General features: G+C 61.9%; 20 protein-coding genes. 4 read left to right on the top strand and 16 right to left on the bottom strand.

Annotated elements, in window-relative coordinates; all coding sequences use genetic code 11:
* Positions 1 to 38: 38 nt before the first annotated feature.
* Positions 39 to 1,541, bottom strand: a complete 1,503-nt coding sequence (scpC, locus tag GL286_RS12720) for a succinyl-CoA:acetate CoA-transferase ScpC (protein WP_155095952.1) — start codon at positions 1,539 to 1,541, stop codon at positions 39 to 41.
* Between the two features lie 124 nt (positions 1,542 to 1,665).
* Positions 1,666 to 2,091 carry a DoxX family protein gene (locus tag GL286_RS12725; RefSeq protein WP_155095953.1) on the bottom strand — a complete coding sequence of 142 codons (426 nt, stop codon included), beginning with the start codon at positions 2,089 to 2,091 and terminating at the stop codon, positions 1,666 to 1,668.
* Positions 2,092 to 2,200: 109 nt separating this feature from the next.
* On the opposite strand from GL286_RS12725, the gene GL286_RS12730 reads away from it, so the two are divergent.
* On the top strand, positions 2,201 to 3,115 hold the full coding sequence (locus GL286_RS12730) for a LysR family transcriptional regulator (protein ID WP_155095954.1): 915 nt from the start codon (positions 2,201 to 2,203) through the stop codon (positions 3,113 to 3,115).
* Here the strand turns inward: GL286_RS12730 and GL286_RS12735 are convergent.
* The 10 genes from GL286_RS12735 to coxB all read right to left on the bottom strand — a co-directional run bounded on the left by GL286_RS12735 (position 3,075) and on the right by coxB (position 12,020).
* Positions 3,075 to 4,481: an FAD-binding oxidoreductase gene (locus GL286_RS12735; RefSeq protein WP_155095955.1), complete on the bottom strand. Its 1,407-nt coding sequence runs from the start codon at positions 4,479 to 4,481 to the stop codon at positions 3,075 to 3,077. The genes GL286_RS12730 and GL286_RS12735 overlap by 41 nt on opposite strands.
* On the bottom strand, positions 4,482 to 5,063 hold the full coding sequence (locus tag GL286_RS12740) for a GNAT family N-acetyltransferase (protein WP_155095956.1): 582 nt from the start codon (positions 5,061 to 5,063) through the stop codon (positions 4,482 to 4,484).
* Positions 5,063 to 6,328, bottom strand: coding sequence for a M16 family metallopeptidase (locus GL286_RS12745; protein ID WP_155095957.1), 1,266 nt, complete (start codon positions 6,326 to 6,328; stop codon positions 5,063 to 5,065). The genes GL286_RS12740 and GL286_RS12745 overlap by 1 nt, the downstream gene beginning before the upstream one ends.
* Positions 6,325 to 7,713 carry a threonine synthase gene (thrC, locus tag GL286_RS12750; protein WP_155095958.1) on the bottom strand — a complete coding sequence of 463 codons (1,389 nt, stop codon included), beginning with the start codon at positions 7,711 to 7,713 and terminating at the stop codon, positions 6,325 to 6,327. The genes GL286_RS12745 and thrC overlap by 4 nt, the downstream gene beginning before the upstream one ends.
* Before the next feature lie 9 nt (positions 7,714 to 7,722).
* Positions 7,723 to 8,394 carry an SURF1 family protein gene (locus GL286_RS12755; protein WP_155095959.1) on the bottom strand — a complete coding sequence of 224 codons (672 nt, stop codon included), beginning with the start codon at positions 8,392 to 8,394 and terminating at the stop codon, positions 7,723 to 7,725.
* 100 nt (positions 8,395 to 8,494) lie between these two features.
* Positions 8,495 to 9,319 (bottom strand): cytochrome c oxidase subunit 3, encoded by an 825-nt coding sequence (locus GL286_RS12760; protein WP_155095960.1) that lies wholly within the window; start codon positions 9,317 to 9,319, stop codon positions 8,495 to 8,497.
* Between the two features lie 33 nt (positions 9,320 to 9,352).
* On the bottom strand, positions 9,353 to 9,934 hold the full coding sequence (locus GL286_RS12765) for a cytochrome c oxidase assembly protein (protein WP_170295172.1): 582 nt from the start codon (positions 9,932 to 9,934) through the stop codon (positions 9,353 to 9,355).
* Positions 9,931 to 10,206, bottom strand: a complete 276-nt coding sequence (locus GL286_RS12770) for a hypothetical protein (RefSeq protein WP_246184941.1) — start codon at positions 10,204 to 10,206, stop codon at positions 9,931 to 9,933. Before GL286_RS12770 ends, GL286_RS12765 begins: the two co-directional genes overlap by 4 nt.
* On the bottom strand, positions 10,200 to 11,117 hold the full coding sequence (gene cyoE, locus GL286_RS12775) for a heme o synthase (protein ID WP_170295173.1): 918 nt from the start codon (positions 11,115 to 11,117) through the stop codon (positions 10,200 to 10,202). The genes GL286_RS12770 and cyoE overlap by 7 nt, the downstream gene beginning before the upstream one ends.
* Positions 11,118 to 11,126: 9 nt before the next feature.
* Positions 11,127 to 12,020 (bottom strand): cytochrome c oxidase subunit II, encoded by an 894-nt coding sequence (gene coxB / locus GL286_RS12780; RefSeq protein ID WP_155095961.1) that lies wholly within the window; start codon positions 12,018 to 12,020, stop codon positions 11,127 to 11,129.
* Between the two features lie 164 nt (positions 12,021 to 12,184).
* On the opposite strand from coxB, the gene tldD reads away from it, so the two are divergent.
* Positions 12,185 to 13,606, top strand: a complete 1,422-nt coding sequence (gene tldD / locus GL286_RS12785) for a metalloprotease TldD (RefSeq protein ID WP_155095962.1) — start codon at positions 12,185 to 12,187, stop codon at positions 13,604 to 13,606.
* A gap of 102 nt (positions 13,607 to 13,708) precedes the next feature.
* Positions 13,709 to 14,950: a DNA-processing protein DprA gene (dprA, locus tag GL286_RS12790; RefSeq protein WP_155095963.1), complete on the top strand. Its 1,242-nt coding sequence runs from the start codon at positions 13,709 to 13,711 to the stop codon at positions 14,948 to 14,950.
* 20 nt (positions 14,951 to 14,970) lie between these two features.
* Here the strand turns inward: dprA and GL286_RS12795 are convergent, their stop codons facing one another.
* Both GL286_RS12795 and GL286_RS22535 read right to left on the bottom strand, forming a co-directional pair.
* Positions 14,971 to 16,179, bottom strand: coding sequence for an acyl-CoA dehydrogenase (locus GL286_RS12795; RefSeq protein ID WP_155095964.1), 1,209 nt, complete (start codon positions 16,177 to 16,179; stop codon positions 14,971 to 14,973).
* A gap of 111 nt (positions 16,180 to 16,290) precedes the next feature.
* On the bottom strand, positions 16,291 to 17,136 hold the full coding sequence (locus GL286_RS22535; RefSeq protein WP_246184942.1) for a hypothetical protein: 846 nt from the start codon (positions 17,134 to 17,136) through the stop codon (positions 16,291 to 16,293).
* On the opposite strand from GL286_RS22535, the gene GL286_RS12800 reads away from it, so the two are divergent.
* Entirely contained in the window at positions 17,119 to 18,597 is a 1,479-nt protein-coding gene (locus GL286_RS12800) for an OmpA family protein (protein WP_246184943.1), read from the top strand. The two genes, GL286_RS22535 and GL286_RS12800, sit on opposite strands and share 18 nt — an antisense overlap.
* Positions 18,598 to 18,655: 58 nt before the next feature.
* Here GL286_RS12800 and phoB read toward each other — a convergent pair whose 3' ends face one another.
* Entirely contained in the window at positions 18,656 to 19,345 is a 690-nt protein-coding gene (gene phoB, locus GL286_RS12805; protein ID WP_155095966.1) for a phosphate regulon transcriptional regulator PhoB, read from the bottom strand.
* Positions 19,346 to 19,348: 3 nt separating this feature from the next.
* Positions 19,349 to 20,071 carry a phosphate signaling complex protein PhoU gene (gene phoU / locus GL286_RS12810; RefSeq protein WP_155095967.1) on the bottom strand — a complete coding sequence of 241 codons (723 nt, stop codon included), beginning with the start codon at positions 20,069 to 20,071 and terminating at the stop codon, positions 19,349 to 19,351.

Genomic DNA, 20,071 nt, shown 5'->3' on the forward strand with positions numbered 1-20,071 from the left:
GGATCAAAAGGAAACGCCCCGCTTTCGCGGGGCGTTTTTTATTCCGGTTTCATCGTTCCGGTGCGGCGCAGCCGGTCATGCCAGCTCAGCGCCTCTTCCAGAACATGTGGGGTATGCCCGCCCCTCTGGACAGCCCGGTCGAAATAGTCCTGCAAGCCATCGCGCCATTCCGGCGAGACGCAATTGTCGATGATCAGCTGCGCACGCTCTCGCGGCGCAAGGCCACGCAGATCGGCCAGACCCTGCTCGGTCACAAGGATGTCCACGTCATGCTCGGTATGATCGACATGGCTGACCATCGGCACGACGGACGAAATGCGACCACCTTTGGCGATGGATTTCGTCACAAACACCGACAGATATGCGTTGCGCGCGAAATCGCCCGAGCCGCCGATCCCGTTCATCATGTTCGTGCCCATGACATGGGTCGAGTTGACGTTGCCATAGATGTCGAATTCCAGCGCTGTGTTGATGGCGATAAGGCCAAGGCGGCGGACGACCTCGGGATGGTTCGAGATCTCTTGCGGGCGCAGGACCAGTTTGCGCTTGTAGTCCTGAAACCGCGCCATCACCTCGGTATACTTCGCCTCGGACAGCGTGATGGACGACCCCGAGGCAAAAACCATCTTGCCAGCATCCATCAGGTCGAAAGTCGAATCCTGCAGGACCTCGCTATACATCGTCAGGCCCTCGAACGGGCTGTCGATCAGGCCATGCATCACGGCGTTCGCAATGCTGCCGATCCCCGCCTGCAGCGGGTGCAGCGAGGCGGGCATGCGGCCCTTGGCGACCTCCTGCGTGAAGAACTCGGTCAGGTGGCCCGCGATCTGGCGCGTCTCGGCATCCGGCTCGGTCACATTCGAGGCCGAGTCAAGCTTGTTCGAGATCACGATGGCCGCGATTTTCTCCGGCGGGATCGGGATATAGGGGAAGCCCGCGCGGCTTTCCGGCGTCACGACCGGGATCGGGGTCCGTACAGGCCAATAGGTCGGGATGTAGATGTCGTGCAGCCCTTCGAGTTCTGCGGACTGGTTCAGGTTGATCTCGACAATGACCTTATCGGCCAGAATCGCGAAACTGGCCGAGTTTCCGACCGAGGTCGTGGGCACGATGCCGCCGGTTTCGGTGATCGCGACGGCCTCGACGATAGCGACATCGACCGATGGCAGTTGCTTGGTGCGCAACTGTTCGACCGTCTCGGATAGGTGCTGGTCGATATACATGACCTCGCCCGCATTGATCTCGCGCCGTAGCGACGGGTCCGACATGAACGGAAGGCGGCGTGCCGTGACATGCGCTTCGGCCAGTATCTTGTCCAGATCGTTGCCCAGAGACGCACCGGTCATCAACGTGACCTTCAGCGGTTGGCTGCGGGCACGTTCGGCCAGTGCAAGCGGCACGGCCTTGGCCTCTCCCGAGCGGGTAAAGCCGCTCATCCCCAGAACCATTCCGTCCTTGATCAGACTGGCGGCCTGTTCGGCGCTCACGACACGGTCGCGCAACCCGCGATGGCGGATGCGGCTCAGAATATCGTCGGTCATGGTGTCCTCAATTCTCCTCGATCCGGCCTGATTAGGCAGGAACCGGTTTACTGACAAATCAAGGCTGCCATGCAAATAGCGAAAAGCCGGCCCTGAGGCCGGCTTTCCGAGATGCGACGTTCCGTCACTTGCGGCGCTGGATCGACCAGGCACCGTCACCAAGGAACGACAGCGCCAGCATTACGGCCGCCCAAAGCACCGGATACTCCCAGCCACCGCCTTGGCTGCTGAAGGTAAATCCGTTTCCACCGTGACCGAAAACGGCCGCACCCAGCAGAACCGGAACCGTGACCAGCGCCACCAGACGGGTCTGGTAACCGACGATCAGAGCGATACCGCCAAGAACCTCGATCAGGATGGTCAGGTAGCCAAGTGCACCCGGCAAACCGATCGATTCAAAATAGCCCGCGGTTCCGGCGGGGGTGAAGATGAACAGCTTGATCAGGCCATGGACCAAAAAGAACAGGCCGGTCGAAGCGCGGAGGATGAAGGCGGCGATATCTGCCCGGTTTTCTGCAGTCGCCGGTCCGGCAAAAGAAAGATCAGACATTTCGATGTTCCCATCAGGATGATTGGTTGATGCAACGAATGTAGCGGATTGCCACTATCGCAAAAATGGACATAGTTGGCGAAACATTGCCGCCAATTTGGGGAATAAGATGGATCGTCTGGACGGGATCAGATCATTCGTCGCCGTGGTCGATTCAGGCTCGTTCACCCGGGCCGGAAAACGGCTTGGCATCTCGAACAAGCTGATCAGCAAATATGTCGCCGCGCTTGAACGGCAGCAGGGCATAACGCTTCTGAACCGGACCACGCGTTCCCTGTCGCTGACACCGGCGGGCGAGCGTTTTCTGTTGGCAGCCCGCCGTGTGCTTTCCGCCGTCGAGGAGCTTGACGCCCAGGCCCGCGCCGACGAAGGCATGCTGACCGGCCGGATGCTGATCACCGCGCCTGTCAGCTTCGGCGAGATGTTTGCCCCTATCCTGACCCGCGACTTCATCGAGGCGAATTCCGGCATCAGCATCGACCTGCGCCTGACCGACCGCTATGTCGATCTGGCCGCCGAGGGCTTCGATCTGGCATTGCGCATCGGGGTTCTGGCCGATTCAAGTCTGATCGGGCGCCGGATCGGACGGACGGAATCGCTGGTGGTCGGAAGTCCCGCCTATCTTGCGGCACGGGGACGACCGCGTCACCCCGACGATCTGCGCGAGCATGTGAACATCCGCGACAGCAATGCCGCCTCGGCCCATCGCGCGACTTTTGTGATCGAGGGCAAGGCCGTCAGCGTTCCCCTGCCCGGCCGCATCACCGTCAACAGCCCGCAAGCCGTCCGCCGCCTTGCGCTGGAGGGCAGCGGCATCGCCATCATTCCGCGCTTCGTGGTCGATCGCGATATCGCCGAAGGACGGCTTGAACGATTGCTAGAGGGCTTCCCCGGCCCGCAGCTGGACATTCAGGCACTGTACCTGCCGCAGCCCTTCATTCCACCCCGATTGACCGCCTATCTTGAGCATCTGCGCAAGAACCTTAGTCCGACGCTTGGGAAAGTACCGCCCCCGGATTCATGATTCCCAGCGGGTCCAGCGCCGACTTGATCGCCCGCATCGCAGCCAAGCGCGCCGGATCGCCCCACCGTTCGAGTTCGGCGACCTTCAACCGTCCGACGCCATGTTCGGCCGAAAACGAACCGCCCCGAGCGACAACCATCTCGTGGACCAGTAGCGAAAGGTCTTTGCGCTGATCGTCATATTCAGCGCGATGGCGGCCAGCGGCAGGGAACAGGTTGAAATGCAGGTTTCCGTCGCCCAGATGGCCGAAGCAATTCACCCGCAGATCCGAGCGCGCCGCCAAGGCCGCGCCTGCATCAAGGATAAAAGCCGCGATCTCGGACAAAGGTAAGCTGACGTCATGGCTGGAGATAGCGCCGATCCGACGGTTCGCCTCGGGGATATGCTCGCGGAGATGCCAGAATCCGGCAGCCTGTTGCCCCGACTGCGCAATGACCCCGTCGGTCACAAGACCGCGCTCCATCGCGTCGGACAGCAACCCCTCAAGCGCGGCGTCAGGCGCCATTCCTACCGGCAGGCCGACTTCGATCAGCACCGACCAATGCGCCTTGGGCAAGGGCTGGCGGATCTCGGGCAATGTTTCGGCCAAGAAGGCAAGCCCCTGCCCGCCGATCAGCTCGAACGCGGTGACGCCGCCCGCCATATGCCCCTCGGCCAAGGCCAGCAGGGTAAGCGCAGCTTCGGGGCCGGGAACCTCCAGCATGGCGGTTCCGATATTCGGCGGCGGCACGACCAGCTTCAGGCTGGCGGCAGTTATGACCCCAAGCGAACCCTCGGCCCCGATCAACAGGTCGCGCAGGTCGTAGCCGGTATTGTCCTTGCGCAGACGCTTGAGGTCGTTGACGATGCTGCCATCGGGCAAAACGGCCTCGATCCCCAGACACAATGCGCGGGCGGTTCCGTATCGCAAAGCCGTCACGCCACCCGCATTGGTGGACAAGCAGCCGCCAATCGCCGCCGTACCCTGACTGGCCAAAGACAGCGGGAACAGCCGCCCGTGGTTTTCCGCCGCGTCGCGCACCGCCTGCAACGTCATACCCGCCTCGGCGACAAGGACGTTTTCCTCGGGCCATATACCGCGCAAAGCTGTCATCCGCTCGAGCGACAGAACCAGTGGCGCGGGTCCGTCCGGCATGACCTGCCCGCCCACCAGCCCCGTGCCACCGCCACGCGTGACAATCCCGACACGCGCCGCAGCGCAGGCCCGCACGATCTGCGCAACCTCGTCGGTCGTCCGAGGAGCAGCGATCAGACCCGCCTGCCCATGATAACGGCCCCGCGGTTCTTCCAGATAGGCGGGGGTGACAGGGCGCAGCACGCCGTCCGGCAACATGGCGGCCAGTTGCTCATCGGCGGGGTTCAGCATTCAACGGACCTCGGTCTTTCCGCGGCGATCGCTGCGCAGGTTCGAGTAAAGAACGTGGTTCCGCCACCGCCCATTAATCTGCAGATAGCTTTGCGCGACGCCTTCGTATTTGAATCCCGCCCGTTCCAGCGCACCGCGAGAGGCGACGTTTTCGGGAAGGCATGCGGCCTCGATCCGGCTGAGATCCATCAGACCGAAGGCGTGGTTGACCAGCGCGTCGATTGCCTCGCGCATGAAGCCCTGCCGCGCGTATGGCTCGCCGATCCAATAGCCGATGGTGGCGGATTGGGCGGGGCCGCGCCGGATATTGTCCAGCGTGATCGCCCCCAGCAGGGTCCCGTCATGCCGGACAAGGAAAAGCGGCAACGCCGTCCCGTTCCGGTTGGCGCGCTGCGCCCAATAGACCCGATTTGTGAAACTTTTCTTCGACAGGTGGTCGACAGCCCAGACCGGCTCCCATGGCGACAGAAAATCACGGCTTCTCGCCCGAAGCCCCGCCCATGCCTCGAAATCGCCATGGGCGGGCAAACGCAGCACCATCCGCTCGGTTTCCAAACGAGGCGGACGGCGGCGGTTGAACATCAGGCGGCAAGCCTTTCAGCGAGTTTCTCTCGGCTCGGAGCAGAACGCACCGGACCATAAAGTGCAAGGGCCGGTCGGGCGTTCCGGATCAGTTGTTCGGCATGGGCGCGAACATCTGCAACAGTCACCGCGTCGATGCGTTCCGCGACTTCGGCTGGCTCCGAGACCCTGTCCCAGATCGCCAGGGAACGCGCCATCCGCTCTGCCTGTCCGGTCGGACTTTCCAGTCCCATCAGCAGACCCGCTTTCAACTGGGCACGGGCGCGGGCGATCTCGACCTCGGTCATGTCCTCGGCAGCGCGCTTCAACTCGTCGATGGTCAGGGTCGCCAGATCGGCGATCTGTTCGCCCGAAGTTCCGGCATAGATCGTGACCATGCCGGTATCGTCGTGAAAACCGGACTGGGCGAAGATCGAATAGCACAGCCCTTTTTCTTCGCGCAGTTTCTGGAACAACCGGGACGACATTCCGCCCCCAAGCGCCGATGTCCAGATCTGCGCCGCATAGAAATCAGGAGCCTGATAGCCCGGACCTTCGAAAGCCAAAGCGAAATGCGCCTGCTCAAGCTTCTTGACGCGCCGCGTTTCGGCACCTTGCCAACGCGCGGGTTCCCGCTGGGTCAACGGGCGCGCTGGCAGATGCGAGAAGATCTGTTCTGCCTGACGCAGGATACGGTCGTGATCGACGGCACCGGCGGCGGCAAGGATCATCCGCTCCGGACCGTAATGCTCGCCGATAAAGCCAGCCAGATCCTCGCGGCCGAAATTGCTGACCCGCGACGCCGGACCTAGAATGGTGCGGCCCATGGGTTGATCGGGATATGCAGCTTCTTGCAGCCAGTCGAAGATCACGTCGTCGGGCGTATCCAAGGACTGCCCGATCTCTTGCAGGATCACGCCGCGTTCGACCTCGATTTCGCGCTGGTCGAAGATCGGGTTCAGCACGATGTCCGAGATCACGTCCAACGCCAGCGACACGTCACCCGCCAGTACCCGCGCGTAATACGACGTCACATCGCGCGAGGTATAGGCGTTGATATAGCCACCCACATTCTCGATCGCCTCGGCAATCTGCAGGGCGCTGCGCGTCGGCGTGCCCTTGAAGGCCATATGCTCAAGGAAATGGGCGATACCGTTCTGGTCGGCGCGTTCGTCGCGACAGCCAGCGCTGACCCAGACCCCGATCGAGGCCGAATGCAGACCGGGCATGTCGCGGGTAATGACGCGCAGGCCATTGGGCAATGTGCTGATGCGGGTGTTGTTCAAGCTGTTCTCCGTTCAAGGATCAGCGATTTAAGCTTCTCGGCGTCGTTTGCAACCCGCGTGATCCGCTCGTCCCGCGCGAACAGATCAGCCATGTGCTGAGGCAATGGCGGGCGCAAGCCGATTGCGGCCTCGACCGCATCGGGGAATTTGGCCGGATGGGCGGTCGAGAGCGTGATCATCGGGACGCCCTCGCGCAGGTGTTCGCGCGCGACCTTCACGGCAACGGCCGTATGCGGACAGATCACCTCGGCGGTTTCGCTCCGGATGGTTGCGATCATCACCGTCGTTTCGGCTTCGGACGCACGGCCCGAGACGAAGGTCTCGCGCAGATGCTCAAGCGCGCCCTGACTGATCGAGAAGCCGCCGGATTTCAACTCGTCCATAAGTTGCGTGACCGCAGCACCGTCCTGACCGTAAGCCAGCCACAATGCGCGTTCGAAATTCGAGCTGACCTGAATGTCCATCGACGGGCTGATCGAGGGTTCGACCGTTCCGACGCGGTATTCGCCCGTGCTTAGCGCGCGGTGCAGGATGTCGTTCTGGTTCGTCGCGACGATCAGCTTACCAATGGGCAGCCCCATGGCCTTGGCAATGGAGCCGGCAAAGATATCGCCGAAATTGCCTGTCGGGACGGTGAAATCGACCTCGCGAGCCGGAGCACCCAGACTGACTGCAGCGGTGAAATAATAGACGATCTGCGCCAGAACACGCGCCCAGTTGATCGAGTTCACACCGGCCAATCCCACCGCATCGCGGAATTCGTGGTCGTTGAACAGATCCTTCAGACGGGCCTGACAATCGTCGAAAGTGCCATCGACGGCCAGCGCATGCACATTGGCATCCGAGGGCGTCGACATCTGACGACGCTGCACTTCGCTGACGCGACCATGCGGATACATGATGAAGACGTCAACGTTGGAAAGACCACGGAACGCCTCGATCGCGGCCGAGCCGGTATCGCCCGAGGTCGCGCCAAGGATGGTCACGCGGTCGCCGGACTTCGCCAAGGCCAGCTGGAACAGCTGACCGATCAGCTGCATGGCGAAGTCCTTGAAGGCCAAGGTCGGGCCGTGGAACAGCTCCAGCAGATGATGTCCGGGGGCAAGCTGGACCATCGGCGCGCGGGCAACGTGGTCAAAACCCTGATAGGCCCGGGCGATGGCACCCTTGAGTTCATCCTGCGAGAAGCAATCGCCAACAAAAGGCGTGATGACACGCAAGGCGACTTCTTCGTAGGACAGACCTTCCAGTGCGGCGATTTCCTCGGCGGTGAAGGTCGGGATCTGCTCTGGCAGGTACAGCCCCCCGTCGCGGGCAAGCCCTGTCATCATGGCCTGCTCGAAATCCAGAACCTCTGCCCGGCCGCGGGTCGAAACGTAGCGCATCGTGATCCTCTAGAATTGTCGCTGCCTGATACGCCAGATCAGCGCAACTGTCATCCCTGCCCAGACCGCCGCGATCATGAACCATTGCATCGCGTAACTCAGGTGGTTGTTCGGGATGCCCTGAATCGCCACCGGAATGGGATCGACACCCTGAGCATCACCCCGAACTTCGGCCGCAACGACCAGCACCGGCTCGGTTCCCAATTGTTGCGCCATGGCGGGCACGTCGCGGGCGAACCAGATGTTCTCGGCCAGATTAGGTTCGGGCGTAGCCGAGCCCTTTTCGTCGGGCCAGTGCAGATTTCCGATCACGTCAAGCCGCGTGGCAGGACGCGGGGCGTGCCTGTGGTCCTGATCGACGAACCCCCGATCCAGCAGGATGCGCCGCCCGTCATCTGTCACAAAGCCCGAGACGATCTGATAGCCGCCGCCACGCTCTTTCGTGCCGGACAAAACGTCGATTTCCTCGCCCGTGGTCACGCCCGAAACCGTTACGGGCATGTATTTCATCGAAACATCCTCGATCGCGGGCAATGGCACCGCCACGCCCGTGATCTGGGTTTGGATCTGCGCCAGCATCGCCTCTTTCCATGCGAGTCGGTCAAGCTGCCAGAACCCCAGAAAAATCAGGATGCCGCATCCGAGAATTCCGATGAGCAAAGGAAATATGTAGCGTTTCATCAGTCGCGTTCTTGCGGAATTGCCGCGTCACTTAGGGAACGGGTCCCCTAGATAGAAAACGCGCGGGGATGTCCCGCGCGTCATTCGGAAAATCGTGGGATCAGCGACCCCAGATGTAGACGACGACGAACAGGAACAGCCAGACCACGTCCACGAAGTGCCAGTACCAGGCAGCGGCCTCGAAGCCGATATGTTGTTTCTGGGTCATCTGGCCGCGCATCAGGCGGATGAGGCAGACGAACAGGAAAATCGTGCCGATGATGACGTGGACACCGTGGAAGCCGGTCGCCATGTAGAAGGCGCCGGCATAGACCGTATCGGCCAACCCGAAAGCGGCGTGGCTGTATTCGTAGGCCTGCAGCGCGGTGAAGCACAGGCCTAGGATGACGGCGACGATCAGCCCGTTGATCGTGGTCTTGCGGTCACCTTCATGGACAAAGGCATGGTGCGCCCAAGTGACGGCCACGCCCGACAGCAGCAGGATCAACGTGTTGATCAATGGCAGGTGCCACGGATCGAAGGTCACGATTCCTTCGGGCGGCCAGACGCCGTCCTTGATCGGGCTATCTGGCCCCATCGGATACATGGCGTTCTTGATAAAGGCCCAGAACCAGGCGACGAAGAACATCACCTCGGACATGATGAACAGGATGAAGCCGTATTGCAGGCCGATCCGCACGACCGGAGTGTGTTCGCCCGATTCACCTTCAGTGATGACGTCCGCCCACCAGCCGAACATCACGTAAAGCACAGCCACGAAGCCGATCAGGAACATCCACGGCCCCTCGATCGGCGCGCCGAAGAAGGTGATGCCCTTCATCCATGCGACCGCGCCGGTCAGCATGACAAAGGCACCTATAGCGCCGAGGAACGGCCAGATCGAAGGCGGAAGGATCTGGTAGTCGTGGTTCTTTACATGGGCCATGGCTGCGTTCCGCTGTTGCTGCGTCTTGTTGCTTTAGTTGACGGGACGGTCCGTTTTCACTTCCAGCGCCGCCTGTTTCGGCGCTGCAGGCTCGGTCCGGTGGAAAGTATAGGACAGGGTAATATCGCGGATTCGCCCCGCGTCGCGATCATCGACCAGCCCCGCATCGACAAAGAAGCTGACCGGCATCTCGACCCGCTCGCCGGGTTGCAGGGTCTGCTCGGTGAAGCAGAAGCATTCGATCTTGTTGAAATAATATCCGGAAATATCGGGCGCGACGTTGTAGCTGGCAGTTCCGGTGATCGGCTGGTCCGTGGTGTTCACGGCCTCATAAAAGGCGATGGCGTTCTCGCCTATACGCAGTTCCATCTCGCGCTGCATCGGTCGGAAGGTCCAGCCCATATCGGGATCGACATTCGAATCGAAACGCACCCGGATCTTTTCGTCCAGCACCACGTCTGACGCACGCTCGGCGACGTTTGTGGTGCCGCCATATCCCGTGACCTTGCAGAACCAGTTGTAGAAAGGCACCGCGGCCCAGGACAATGCCCCCATCACGACCACAACGCCGATCAGCATTCCGACCGTCTTTGTGTTCGAGCGCGACTGGTTCACTGGCTAGCCCCTGGCTGCTGGCTCATGGCCTCGGCTGCAGGTGTTCCGGGTGCTGCGACCGGCGCCGTGCGTGCCGGAGGGTTCGGATCCTTCGGCAGAATCGAGGCGCGGGGCTGGTGGTCATACCCCTCCATCATGTCGCCGCTGGTGATCTTGGCGATGGACAAGCCAAAGACCAAGGCAACGAAGGCCAGCAACACGACCAGAAGGCCCAGATTCCGGCTGCGGCGGCGCTTGTGAAGTTCATGCTCGACCTGCGGCAGCATCACCATGCCCCCACCCAGTGCTGAACCAGAAGCGCAAGGAAATGCAGGAACAGATAGTACAGCGACAAGCGGAAATAGCGCTTTTCGACCTTGTGATTGTCGGCGCGGGATTGTTCGTCCGAACGGCGCAGGATCTGCCAGCCTCCCGCGATGAACAGCGCGTTCAGCACCGCTGATACCGCCAGATAGACCCCGCCACCGACCGAGGTGAATCCAAGCCAGATCGCGAAGGGCGTAAGCACAAGCGTGTAACCGAAGATATGACGGCGCGTGACCTTGCGACCATGCGTGACCGGCAGCATCGGCACACCGGCATTCGTGTAGTCGTTGTTCATGAACAGGGCCAAGGCCCAGAAATGCGGCGGCGTCCAGAAGAAGATCAGCGCGAACATCAGAAGCGACTCGATCCCGATACCGCCGGTCGCACAGGCCCAGCCGATCATCGGAGGGAAGGCCCCGGCAGCGCCGCCGATGACGATGTTCTGCGGTGTCGAGCGTTTCAGCCAGATCGTATAGACCACCGCGTAAAAGAAGATGGTGAACGCGAGGAAGCCGGCTGCAAACCAATTCGCGGCCAGCCCCAGCATCATGACCGACAGGCCCGACAAGGCGATACCAAGCGCCAGAGCATCGCCCTTGGGCACCAGCCCGGACGGAACGGGGCGTCCCGCCGTGCGCTTCATCACCGCGTCGATATCAGCGTCATACCACATGTTCAGCGCGCCCGACGCGCCGCCTCCAAGGGCAATGAACAGGATCGAGCAGAAGGCCACGAAAGGATTCATCGGCACGGGTGCGATCCACAACCCGACAAAGGCCGTGAACACTACCAGCGACATGACACGCGGCTTGAGCAGCGCGACATAGTCCCCGAATCCGGCCTCTGCTGGCCCCTGATATGCGTTGATGTCGGTCACATTCGGTCCTTATTCGACCAGCGCCAGCTTCACCGGCTGCGCAGGCAGGTAATCGGATGCATCAGCCGCGAACTCTTCTTTGGCACCCGCAAGCCATGCATCGTATTTCTCTTGGCTGACCGCTTTGACGACGATCGGCATGTAGGCGTGGTTGATACCACAAAGCTCGGAGCACTGGCCGAAATAGACGCCTTCCTTGTCCACTTCGAACCACAACTGCGCGATACGGCCCGGCACGGCGTCCTGCTTCACGGCAAAGGCGGGAATGGTCCAGCTGTGGATCACGTCGGTCGCGGTGACCTGCACCAGAACTTTTTTGCCGATCGGCACGACAACCGGATTGTCGGCGGCCAGCAGATATTCGTCTTCGGAGTAACCGGCATCGGCCAGCGCGTCCTTTTCCAGCATCAGCGCGTCGAATGCAACGCCGTCATTGGGGTACTCGTAGGACCAGTACCACTGGTGACCGATCGCCTTGATCACCAGGTCGGGATTGTTCGGCATTTCCTGGCTGCGAAACAGCGCCGGAAGCGAGAAGACGCCGATACCGACAAGGATCAGGACCGGAACCAGCGTCCATGCAATCTCGATTGGGGTGTTATGGGTGAAACGCGCCGGGACGGGATTCGCCCGCTGATTGTAGCGCAGGATGCAGATCAGCAGCAGCAAGCAGACAAAAATCGTGACCGCGGTAATGATATACAGCACGAAATGATCCAGCCATTGCTGGTCATGGGCCAGCGGGCTGGACGCGGGCTGAAATCCCATTCCCCCGTTATGCGGCTTGCCGATCACGGGCAGATCGCCCAGCACTTCTTGTGCAGCCGAGGGAAGCCCCGCAACTGCCGCAAGTCCAAGGCCCGTTCCCGCCGCCAGAACGCGGCGCATCGTCGCAAATGCCATTATCCCATCCCGTTGCCTACAATCCCGTCGGCGGGTCTCGGTCCTCCTGCCCAGCCGACATCGGTATAGGTTGACAACCATATCTTCCATTGTCGGGCAAGTCATACCTATCGACTTACGACCAAAAAACCCGTAGGCGAGGCCTTCTGGCAAAGGACTTTGGGATGACCGACTCGACGTTTTCGCCCTTTGAAACGCATCTGGACCGCAACCGGGCGTTGCAAACACTCAAGAACGCACTGGCCGGGGCCGATGATGGCGAGCTGTTTCTGGAACGCTCGCGCGCCGAAACGCTGGTCTTTGACGATGGCCGCTTGCGCACCGCCAATTATGATGCCGAGCAAGGTTTCGGATTGCGCGCCGTGCGCGGCGAAGTCACCGGCTACGCCCATTCCACCGAAATCAACGAAACTGCATTAACAAAAGCGGCCGAGACGGTCCGGCTTGCCGTCGGTGATGGCGGCGGGACTTTGGCTCTGCCCCCTGCCGGCAAGATCAATCCGCTTTACCCCGCCATAGATCCGGCCGAGGGGATCAGCTTTGCGTCCCGCGTGGCTATCCTGCGCGAGATCGACGCCTTTGCCCGCGATCTGGACCCGCGCGTGGTGCAGGTTTCGGCCAGCATCTCGACCTCGGTTCAGGAGGTTGCAATTCTGCGTCCCGAGGGCGGGCTTGCCACCGACATCCGCCCGATGGCGCGGATCAATGTCTCGGTCATCGTGGAATCGAACAGCCGCCGCGAATCAGGCAGCGCCGGTGGCGGCGGGCGGATTCCGCTGGACGGGCTGATCGCGCCGGACCATTGGCAGGCTCAGGTCCGCGAGGCATTGCGGATCGCGCTGGTCAACCTGCGTTCGGTTCCCGCGCCTGCCGGAGTGATGGATGTCGTGCTTGGTCCTGGCTGGCCCGGCATCCTTCTGCACGAGGCTGTCGGCCATGGGCTCGAGGGGGATTTCAACCGGAAAGGCCACTCGGCCTTCGCAGGGCTGATGGGCCAGCGCGTCGCGGCCTCTGGCGTCACGGTCATCGATGACGGGACCATTCCGGATCGTCGCGGCTCGATTTCGGTCGATGACGAAGGGAATGCCCCCGCCCGCAATGTCCTGATCGAGGACGGCATCCTTGTCGGCTATATGCAGGACCGCCAGAACGCCCGTCTCATGGGGGTCGAGCCGACCGGCAACGGTCGCCGTCAAAGCTATGCCCATGCGCCCATGCCGCGCATGACCAACACCTTCATGCTGGCAGGATCGGAAGATCCGGCCTCGATCCTGTCCGGACTTGACGACGGAATCTACGCGGTCGGCTTCGGGGGCGGTCAGGTCGACATCACCAACGGGAAATTCGTCTTCTCCTGCACCGAGGCCTATCGCGTGAAAAATGGCGTCGTGGGTGATCCGATCCGTGGAGCAACCATTATCGGCGACGGCGCGACCGCGCTGCAAAAGATCCGCGCCATCGGCAACGATCTGGCGCTGGACCCCGGCATCGGCAATTGCGGCAAGCAGGGTCAATGGGTTCCGGTCGGCGTTGGCCTGCCCAGCCTGATGATCGGCGGACTGACCATCGGCGGATCGGCGGCATAGGCAATCCGCCAGTTATTGTGGCCGGTGTCTTCGGGCGGCTAACCCATTTTTAACCAGATCCATGCCATCACCCGCCTGACGGGTGAGGCAAGGGCATGGATCATGGCAAGACTGCTTCAGGACAGACAGGTTTATGGTCCGCCCTCGGCCAATCCGGACAAGTGCCTGGCCAATCTGCGGCTGATCCGGTCGCGCAGGGTCGGGCCAGCCACCTTTCACCGCCTTCTTGCCGAACACGGCAATGCCGAGGCGGCGCTTGATGCCCTGCCCGCCCTTGCCCGTGCGGCCGGACTTGACGACTACGAACCCTGCCCCATCGAGGCCGCTTTGGCCGAGATGGATGCAGGACGACGCGCGGGTGCCCGTATGATCATCTGGGACGACCCTGACTATCCCGAGCGATTGCGCGAGATCACCGACGCACCTCCGGTTCTATGGGTTCGGGGAAAACTGTCGGTCCTTGAAAACCTGCCCGTCGCAGTGATCGGGGCGCGAAACGCCTCGTCCCTAGGGTTGCGCATGGCGCGGGGGCTGGCCATCGGGCTAAGCGAAGCGGGCGCGGCAATCATTGCGGGACTTGCGCGCGGCATCGACACCACTGCGCATGAAGCATCGCTGGGCAGCGGCACCGTGGCGGTCATGGCCGGAGGGATAGACCAGATCTACCCATCCGAAAACGCTGCTCTTGCCGAAGCCATTTGCGAAACCGGCTTTCTGGTCACCGAACAGCCACCCGGCACGGAACCTGTCGCCCGCCATTTTCCCGCCCGCAACCGGATCATCTCGGGACTTTCGCGCGCCGTCGTGGTGATCGAGGCCGCGCAAAGATCAGGCAGCCTGATCACCGCGAAAGCCGCATTGGATCAAGGCCGCGAGGTGATGGCAGTCCCCGGCCATCCGATGGATGCCCGCGCCTCGGGCTGCAATGCGCTGATCCGCGATGGTGCCACGCTGGTGCGCAATGCGCAGGACGTGCTGACCGCGCTCTCGGTGGACTTGCCAGAGCCATTCCCGCAGAAGTCGCTGGCACTGGTAGAAACCCCGTTGCCGGAACCTATCCGCGCGACAGGGCCAGACAGTAATAATAACGCCCGCAGACTGGCGCAGTTTCCGCAGGGGACGGTCGCGGGCCTAAAAGCGATCACCAGCAGTGATCGCGGCGGTCCCGCCCAGCTTGAGGCGCGTATCCTTGCCCGCCTCGGCCCCAGCCCAACGGACGAAAACCACGTGATCCGCGATCTTGGCCTGCCAGCGGCGGCGCTAGCCCCCGCGATCCTGTCGCTTGAGCTTGCCGGACGGGTCCAGCGCCTTGCCGGCGGGCGCATCGCGCTGGTGCAAGACTGACGATCCGTCCGACCTGTTGCCTAGAAGAACGCCTGCAAACCGGTGATCGCCCGACCAAGGATCAGCGCGTGAACATCATGCGTACCCTCATAGGTGTTCACCGTCTCGAGATTCGCGGCGTGGCGCATGATCTGGTAATCCTCCTGGATACCGTTGCCACCATGCATGTCGCGCGCGATACGAGCGATATCCAGCGCCTTGCCGCAATTGTTGCGCTTGACGATCGAGATCATCTCGGGCGCGGCCAAAGCCTCGTCCATCAAGCGGCCTACCCGCAGGCTAGCCTGTAGCCCCAACGAAATCTCGGTCATCATATTCGCGAGCTTCAACTGGAACAGCTGCGTATTCGCTAAGGGACGCCCGAATTGCTTACGGTCAAGACCGTATTGCCGCGCAGCCTGCATGCAGAATTCGGCCGCACCCAGAACCCCCCAACTAATGCCGTAGCGCGCGCGGTTAAGGCAACCGAACGGACCTTTCAGCCCCTCGACATTCGGCAGAAGCGCGTCCTCGCCGACCTCGACTCTATCCATGACGATCTCGCCGGTGATCGAGGCACGCAACGACAGTTTGCCGCCGATCTTGGGGGCGGACAGGCCCTTCATGCCCTTTTCCAGCACGAAGCCGCGGATCTTGCCGCCATGTGCCTCGGACTTGGCCCAGACAACGAAAACATCGGCAATCGGCGAATTCGAGATCCACATCTTGGAACCCGAGATCGTATACCCATCCGCCGTCTTCTTCGCGACAGTCTTCATTCCGGCGGGATCGGATCCGGCATCGGGCTCGGTCAGGCCAAAGCAGCCGATCCATTCGCCCGACGCGAGCTTCGGCAGATATTTGCGCCTTTGGTCGTCGGAACCGTAGGCATAGATCGGATACATCACCAGCGACGACTGCACGGACATCATGCTGCGATAGCCTGAATCGACCCGCTCGACCTCGCGGGCGACTAGACCGTAAGCGACGTAAGATGCACCAAGGCCGCCAAATTCTTCGGGAACGGTGACCCCCAGAAGCCCCATCTCGCCCATTTCGCGAAAGATTTCAGGGTCGGTGACTTCATCGCGGTAAGCTGCAATGGCGCGAGGCTGCAACCGGTCCTGCGCATAGGCGCGCGCCGCATCCCGCAGCATCCGCTCTTCCTCGGATAGTTGCTGATCCAACCGGAACGGATCCTCCCAATCGAAAGATCCCAGATCGGGGCTATCCTTAGGTTTCAACGCCATAACGTCCTCCTGCTAGGCGGGTCTTCGCCGGTTTCCCTTTCCTGAGCGGAATGCGGCTTGTTCGCAGCTTGGTCACAAGCTTGTTCAGGAACCGGGCATCCGTGGGTCGGTTTATGGTGCGACCGACTTTACGCGTCCATCGGAAAAGGAACCGACATGCGTCGCATATTGAAGACCACAACGGCCATTGTGACCAGCATCTCGCTGATCATCCCGCAAATCGTTGTTGCACAGGCAGATCCGCAGCAGCAGCAGATAATTCTGCAGCAGAAGAAGCAGCAACAGCAAAAAGAGCAGCAGGAAAAGCAGCAGCGTCAGCAAGAACGGAAGAAAGAACAACAGGCTGACAACCACAACGAAAAGCCGCGCCAACAAAACGCACAGCCGAAGCCGAATCGTGAGCAGCCCCGCAACGAGGCGCAGCAGAACCAGAAACCCAAGCCCCAGCGAGAAGCCCAGCCCGAACAGGCGCAAAAAAAGCCGCAGCACAAACAGCAGCCGCAACCCGAGGCTCAGCACCAGAAACCGAAGGCGCAGCGTGAGGCGCAGCCCGCGCAAGCGCATGAAAAGCCTGCCCCTCAACGCGAGAAACAGGCCGACACCCCCCCGAAGCCTCAGCGGCAGGAGCAACCCGAACCGCGCCGCCAAGATCAGCGCGAGGCGGATCAGCGCAACGCCCCAAAACATAACCCTCCAGAACGTCGCGATGCCGAGCAGAACGGAAATGCCGGCAAAGCTGCCGCCGCTGCGACGGCCGCCGCTGCGGCAAACGAAGCCGCGCGTCCGCGCAAACCGCAGCCCGACAACGCGCCCGCACCACAGCGGGAAATCCAGCGTGACGGCACACCTGAAACGCCTCGGGCGAATGGCGACGCGCGTCCGCGCCCAGCGAATGACGACGCCGCCCCGCCCCGCGACGCGGACGAATTGCGTCGAGCCATGCAGCAGAAAGAGCAAGGCGGCCAGCGCAAGCCCGACAACCAAAACCAGCCCCCGCGAGCAGAGAATGACGGTCGCCCACACGAAGGCAACCGTCGCCCCGAGCCCGAGCAGGCCACGCGGGACATCCAGCAACCGCGCGAAAACCTGACTTCGGACGAGTTGCGCCGTCGTCTGGATCGCGGAAATGGCGAGGCCAAGATCGCCCCGCCGGAAGCCCGCCATCGCCCCCAGAACGAAGTGGCCAAACGCGCCGCCGAGGATACGTCACAGGCAAAAGCCGCAGCGGCGCTTGCCGCTGTGGGTGGAGGCAAGGTCACCGAACGCAAGATCACCGAACAGAACGCCCGCCGTTCGGATCAGGACTTCCGGACTCCGATCCGCGACGGCTTGGATAATCGCAATCGCCGCCTGAGCGACGAAGAGTTGCGCCGTGATCTTGATCGCCGCGAACGCGAATTGCGCGAAGACGAGCAGCGGGCCGACCGTCGCGACCGTCAGCTTGATCGCCGCGACGAAGAACTCGAGCGCGCCCGCGAACGTGCCCGTGAAGACCGTCGCGACGAGGCACGCGACGATGATGACGACGATAACGATACGCTGAAAACCGTCGGCGCTTTGCTGCTGGCAGGCGCTGCCGGCATGGCTGTCGGCAAACTTCTGGACGGAAACCGGCAGGTGGCGCTGAACACCGGAGACCGTCTGGTGACGACCCTTCCCGACGGCAGCCAACAGGTCGTGCGCGACGACAACGCGCTGCTGTACCGCCCCGGTTCGGACGTCCAGACCGAGACCTTCCAGGACGGCTCGACCCGCACGACCGTGCTGCGCGCCGATGGTAGCCGTGTCGTCACGATCCGCGACGCGAACGCGAATATCCTGCGCCGCACATTAGTGCGTCCGGATGGTTCGCAAGTGCCGCTGATCAACGACACGGTTGCGCAGCCGGTGCGCGTCTCGACCCTGCCAGCCCCACAACCGGTCGAATATTACAACCGTCCCCTACAAGAGGACGAGTTGCGCACGGCCCTGCTGCGGGAGTCCGCGGCAGATCGCCGGTTCACCTTGGGTCAGGTCCGCGACATTCCCGAAGTCCGCTCGCTTGTTGCTCCGGTGAACGTGCCGCAAATCACTTTCGATACAGGTTCGGCAGCAATGAGCTCGGATCAGGCCGAGCAGCTTTCGACTTTGGGCAAGGTGATCCGTGACGCCGTCGATCAGAACCCGAACGAGGTGTTCATGATCGAAGGCTATACCGATGCCGTAGGATCGACTGCAGCGAACCTCGCGCTATCGGATCGTCGCGCGGAATCGCTGGCGCTGGCTTTGACCGAGTATTTTCAGGTTCCGCCGGAAAACATGGTCGTTCAAGGCTATGGTGAGCAGTTCCTGTTAGTCCCGAGCGACGGGCCACAACGCGAAAACCGTCGCGTTGCGGTGCGCCGCATCACCGACCTGCTGGAGCAAAGCGGTTCGTAGAACCGAAAGCCGCAGCCAGTTTCCGGAACGCAGTCTGCTGCGTTCCGGTTTTTTAGGCTCAACCCAAAGAATAACCCGTGCCACGCACGGTCCGCACCGGATTGTCGCCGCCGTTCACCATCAGCGCCTTGCGCAGACGACCGACATGGACGTCGATTGTGCGGGTATCGACATAGATGTCGCGGCCCCAGACCCGATCCAGCAACTGTTCACGCGTCCAGACCCGACCCGGCTTCTCCATCAATGTTGACAGCAGCCGGAACTCGGTCGGGCCAAGATGCAGCGTCTGTCCGCTGCGAAAGACGCGATGCTCTCCGGCGTCAAGGATGATGTCCTCGAAGGAAAGACGCTCGCCCATGGTGGCCGGACGGGTGCGGCGCAATTGCGTGCGCAAACGGGCCATCAATTCCACAACCGAATAGGGCTTCACGACGTAGTCGTCAGCACCGGTTTCCAGTCCGCGCACCCGATCCACCTCCTCGGAGCGCGCCGACAGCATGATGATCGGGATCTGGCGGGTGGCGGGATCGGCCTTGACGCGACGGCAGACCTCGATGCCGCTGACATTCGGCAGCATCCAGTCCAGCACGATCAGATCGGGCTGTTCCTCGGCGACAAGCAGCATGGCCTCGTCGCCGTTTTCCGCCATAACGACCGTAAAACCCTCGGCCTCGAGATTGTACTTCAGGACTTCACGCTGCGCGCCCTCGTCCTCGACGACCAGCACACAAGGTTGCGTCTGAGCCATGGATCAATCCTCGCCCTCGTTCAGGGTCGCACGGGTGACGCTGTCGCTTTTCGGGCGGGCGTCTTCGGGCAACTCGCCGGTCGCCAGATAGATGACCTGCTCGGCGATGCCAGTGGCGTGGTCGCCCATGCGTTCGATGTTCTTCGCGATGAAGTGCAGATGCATGCAGGCGGTGATGTTGCGCGGATCTTCCATCATGTAGGTCAGGAATTCGCGGAACAGCGCGTTATACATCTGGTCGACTTCCAGATCGCGCTTGCGCACATCGGCGGCCAGCGCCGCATCGCGCTGGATATAGGCGTCAAGCGCATCCTTCATCATGCCCTCGACGGTCTGGGACATGCGGCGCAGCGCCATGCCCGAGCTTTCGACGGCGGGCATATGCACAAGCACATGGCTGCGCTTGGCGATGTTCTTGGCGTAATCGCCGACACGCTCCAGAATGGTCGAGATCTTGATCACCGTCAGCGCGGTCCTCAGATCGGTCGCGCGCGGCGCGCGCAATGCGATCAGGCGGGCCGCCTCTTCGTTGATCTGCAACTCGAGTTCGTCAACGGCCTTGTCGCGGCGACGCACGTCCTCGGCCAGTTCCTCGTCGCGGGTTTCCAAAGCGATGGCAGCGTCGTGGATCGCGGTTTCGACCATACCGCCCATTTTGACGACCAGCGCCTGGACGGTCTCCAGATCGCGGTCGAAAGCCGACATGATATGACGTTCGGTAGTCAT

The sequence above is a fragment of the Paracoccus aestuariivivens genome (genome assembly GCF_009711225.1).
In the GTDB taxonomy this organism is placed as follows: Bacteria; Pseudomonadota; Alphaproteobacteria; order Rhodobacterales; family Rhodobacteraceae; genus Paracoccus; species Paracoccus aestuariivivens.